Genomic DNA, 4,641 nt, shown 5'->3' with positions numbered 1-4,641 from the left:
TCTTTCAATATAACAATATACTACCGCAATTTGTCAGCCAATATTGTCCAACATAAGATTGATATTAACAACTGAGGTGCTCTTTTTCCACTATTTTTTGCTTTCATTATGTGGATTGGATAAATTCGAAATGAATGATTTGATAATGAGTTGAGAGAAAATTGGTTGATAAAATGGGCGATACAGGATTCGAACCTGTGACTTCTACCGTGTGAAGGTAGCACTCTCCCACTGAGTTAATCGCCCTTTTTTCTATTTAAATAACAGAACTTTTCAGAATATCAAGAGTAAAATATGCGCCCGGCGCGATTCGAACGCACGGCCTGCAGATCCGGAGTCTGCCGCTCTATCCAGCTGAGCTACGGGCGCAATTATTCATATTTAAAGAAATATAGATAATAATTGCAAGCTAAAACTTCCTAAGGACAGTCTTTTGAGAAGAGAGTTGCTTTGAAGGAAAAACTCCTGATTTGAGGATCATGAAATTTCCATAGTTTCGCAAATGATTCCCCAACAGAAAGATTCCCATAATAGTAATAAGGTATATTCTTATAATTCTTTCCGCCAATAGTAGCATTCATATAGCCATCGGGCTCCAATACTGTGATCGAAGAATCGGAAATATCATAAATAAGCACTCTTGTTTCATAAAGGTCCTTTGAACTCAAATTGATCAATGTAACACTCCCATTGAGAATCTTTAAAATTGAATCCCAAGCCGACTCACCTTGAAGTTTGTATTCCTTAAAATATTTCCCCTCATAAAAACCGCCGCAATTGGCAGTCCATCCAAGAGCAGAATAGGCATCAACTCTTCTAAAAGTAAGTCCTGTGCCTGAGCTGTCAACAATGCTTTTCCCAGTGTTTTTTAATCTCACAGTCAAATCCGAAGGAGAGAGAGCAGTACCTCCCATCAGTTTCTCATTTTGCTGAACAAGAGCGGCAACACCTGCAATATGAGGCGTAGCCATCGATGTTCCAGACTTTTGCCCAAATCCTCCTCCCGGCACAGATGACTGAATAACAGCACCCGGCGCTAAAAGGTCAAGCAATGAGGACCTATTGGTATGACAGACTATTTTATCTGCAGCGGTTGTTGCATCTGTGCATCCTGAACTCCACGACATTTTTCCCCAGTCTTTTGTATACACTCCGCCTACAGAAGTTGCCCCTGAAGCGCAGGCAGGAAGTGATATGCCTGATGTATAGCCATTATTTCCTGATGCAACGGCCACAAAAATCCCATTTGACACTGCAAGGTTAATCATCTGTGAAATCAAAAATTGATCACAATATGCAGAACTTGCATATTGTCCATTATCACCCAAACTCAAATTGATAACGCTTATATTATAGATATCTTTATTATTTACGCACCATTCGATTGCGGCGGCAACATCATCACTTTCACCGTTTCCTGTTCTATCGAGGACTTTCAAGGCAACAATCTTTGCTCCAGGCGCAATGCCTTTATATGTTGAATCTACCGAAGCTATAATACCGCTAACATGAGTACCATGACCATTGTCATCATAGGGGTCAAAATCATCACTGACAAAATCATAGCCGCCTATGACTTTTGTGCAATTGGTAAAAGGGGTTTCATTAGTTACAGCGTCGGCAACTTTGCTTATTTTAAAACCCCAATAATTGATATCATAGTCAGTGACAAGGCGTATCTTTATTACTTCGCCTTGTACTGAGCGGCTCCAAAACTGACTGTTATCATTGCCTGTAAGCTTCTGTATGACATTATCATTTCCATCCATAATGTAGAGAAAATCATACCCCCGCTCAAGCTCAACTCTATTGAAATACACAGCAGTGTTGGAATTTCCTGTTGCAGTTATTACCCATGTTTTATCAAGGTTATTCTGATAATTATGCTGTGATTCAAGAAGATATGGTGATTCACTGCTGATAGTTATAAAAGGCTGCGGCTGACAACTTTCAAATGCCGGATGAGTATAATCAATTCCTGAGTCTATGACAGCAATCGTCTCACCACTGCCATCTAAGTATTTGCCGCTTATCATAGTGGAATGGACTCTGTCAGCTTTTATCAGGGGTGCGCTAACATCGAGAAAGGCAGAAACCTTGAAATTCTTATAAATAGAAAATATAGAGGGATTTTTTTTCAATTTTCTAAAACCGCGCCTGCTCAAAACACAGCTTAGAGCCGGAATTTTTCTAAATTTTCTTTTGGGGATCAAATCCAGATGACTTTTATTATCACCTCTTATTGAAAAAATAAGTTCTTCTATTTTTTCTCTATTTCTTGCATCAATGAAGCGATTGATGGATTTGCTGATTCTTATGTATTTACGCTCAATATTCTCTCTTCTACTTCGGAGTTTATTTATTTTTTTTATTTTTCTTGCAGCATTCTTTTTTTCAGTTTTCTCATTTGATGCAAGCTTTCTCTTAATGCCAGCAATTTTTTTATCCAATAATGACAACCTCTCCCTCATTTCAGCTAATCTTGTATTTATTCCAGAATACATTTTTGATTCTGAATTTTTAAGAATTACAACTGCATTATTAAACTTTCTCTTCTTGAAATGTTTTTTCAGCTTAGTGTCCACAAATACCGAATGCCTGTTTATCCTCATCGTTGAATCTGCATAAAATAATGGATAGAAGGAGAAAAGGAAAAGAAAAGCAAAAGCGCAGAATATAGTCTTTTTTTCAACAATAAATTTCATTTTTTTCTCAATCAACCTTTTCCCTCTAATACAAAATAAATACCATTCAATCAAAATAATCTTCGGATTTTTGAAAATAAAAAAAAGAAGGGGCATAAAAAAAGAGCGGCACTGCACCGCTCTCAAGTCTAATGGAAATTTATTTCTTTTAGAAAGTTGCTGATACGCCTAAGGTATATTTTGCAACATTGGAAGGAATACCGCCGCTTTCATAGTAAAGTTTGCTGAATACATTTTCAATCGAAAATGTGAGTTTTATCTTATTATTGAAAAGAGGTTGTGAAAATTTTAAATCCCATATCCAATGCTCGGGCTGGTTGAATATTCCTCCGGGATATACGGCTGAAACAAATTTAACTGTGCTCTTGAATCTTCCTGTAACATCCAATCTCAAACCAAAAGGGAAAGTATAATCAGAACTCACTTTGAAAATATGTGTTGGTGTGTATATGATGCGGTTGCCTCCCTGAAACTTCGGTCCTATTGCTTTCCCTTTGGAATCTAACCAAAGTTCTTGTGGTGTACCCTGCCGGAAATCGAAGGGGTTTCTATTTCCAACTGTATGGCGTTGGAATAAATATGAAACACTTATATTCCAATTCTTCACAGGATTTGCATCAAATGTCGTATCAAATCCCTGAGCTACCACATCAGGACCATTAGTGAAGAAATGAGCTCTGGGATGTGAAGGGTCCTTATCAAGTATTGCAAATTGCTCTCTTGGTATTCCAAAAACCTTTTCCGTATAATCTCCACCATCAGCATAACCTGCGGCACTTACAGGCAATGGAATCTCAAAATCGGAATAGTCATCATAAAAATATGCTATATCGCCTGAGAGATATTTTGTTGAAAAGTGGAAACCAAGTTCATAAGTCCAGTTGATTTCCGGTCCTATAAAAGGATTCCCAAAGAGCTTCCCTGCACTTTGCGCAAAGCCAAACTGACGCGCATATTCAGGAAATCTTCTTGCCCTACCAACTGAAAATCTCAAACTCGTGCCGGGCTTGAACTGATAATTTATTCCAAACCTTGGCGACAATTCATCGTCAAAATCCTCGATAAATGTCGTCATCTGGTCCCATCTTGCACCAAGGGAAACCGTTAGTTTTTTGTATGTCCAGAGATTTTGAAAATAAAATGAATTACCTGTCCGTTTTGGGGCGCTTTTTGTATAGCTTCCCGGTGATACGCTTTTGCTCCACGAATACTCGTGTCCTACAAGTAGCGACACACCATCGAGAAAGTTGAATTTGTAAGAAAGCTCATTGGCAAAATCAAAACTTCTATTTAACATAAAATCAGGCGCTGAATGGAAAGGGCTGTTACCACCACCTGAATATTCATCTTTAAAACCCAAGGCTTCTTTTTCTTTGCTATAATCAACATAATCGTTCACAAAGATGAAATCTGCAAGATCTGTGCTTTTGATAAGTCCCATCCTGAAATTATATGTTAGATTTGGAGTTATATCCCATTTATCAGCAATGTTCAAAGAATCGCGCCTATTTATAACCCGTAAGAAGAATTGGAGAAATGTTCCGCTTGCATCACTGATTGGTATATCACCCGGAGAAAAAGCTGTATAAAAGTCAAGGAAGGAATAACTTGGATTAATCCGTAGCGTATTATTCTTAAAAAGATTTATATTAAGATTGAGCCCAACAGAATATCTTTCACCCTTATCCCTGTCGCCATCATCCATCAATTTATTTAGATTATCACCGCTTCTATAAGGTATATCCTTTCTACCGGGAACAACTTTAGTTCCATTGTCGAGCCGCGCATCATTGGGAAATGTGGCTCCATAAAGACGATAAGCATTCCCTACAGGATTTGTATCAGCCGTAGTAACACCGCTTTGATGAGAGTATGAACCTGAAAGGGCATAATTGAAATACTTGTTTCCCCAACTATGATAGAATGAATATGTCTC

General features: G+C 38.0%; 2 protein-coding genes and 2 tRNA genes. All 4 read right to left on the bottom strand.

Going from position 1 to position 4,641, the window contains the following annotated elements; translation table 11 throughout:
• Positions 1-174: 174 nt before the first annotated feature.
• Positions 175-246, bottom strand: a tRNA-Val gene (locus tag D6734_06220).
• A gap of 49 nt (positions 247-295) precedes the next feature.
• Positions 296-369: transfer RNA gene (locus D6734_06215), tRNA-Arg, on the bottom strand.
• A 50-nt stretch (positions 370-419) separates the two neighbouring features.
• Positions 420-2,801, bottom strand: coding sequence for a hypothetical protein (locus tag D6734_06210; protein ID RMF95142.1), 2,382 nt, complete (start codon positions 2,799-2,801; stop codon positions 420-422).
• A gap of 52 nt (positions 2,802-2,853) precedes the next feature.
• Positions 2,854-4,641, bottom strand: a 1,788-nt coding sequence (locus D6734_06205; GenBank protein RMF95141.1) for a TonB-dependent receptor, incomplete at its 5' end; no start/stop codon positions are given.

The organism is Candidatus Schekmanbacteria bacterium, from assembly GCA_003695725.1.
GTDB lineage: Bacteria > Schekmanbacteria > GWA2-38-11 > GWA2-38-11 > J061 > J061.
The sequence above is the reverse complement of the archived record's forward strand: the minus strand, read 5'-3'. Positions and strand labels throughout refer to the sequence as shown.

Bases quoted from the DNA above. Each gene is read 5' to 3' on its own strand.
- D6734_06210 (RMF95142.1), bottom strand. From the start codon at position 2,801: ATGCCCCTTCTTTTTTTTATTTTCAAAAATCCGAAGATTATTTTGATT.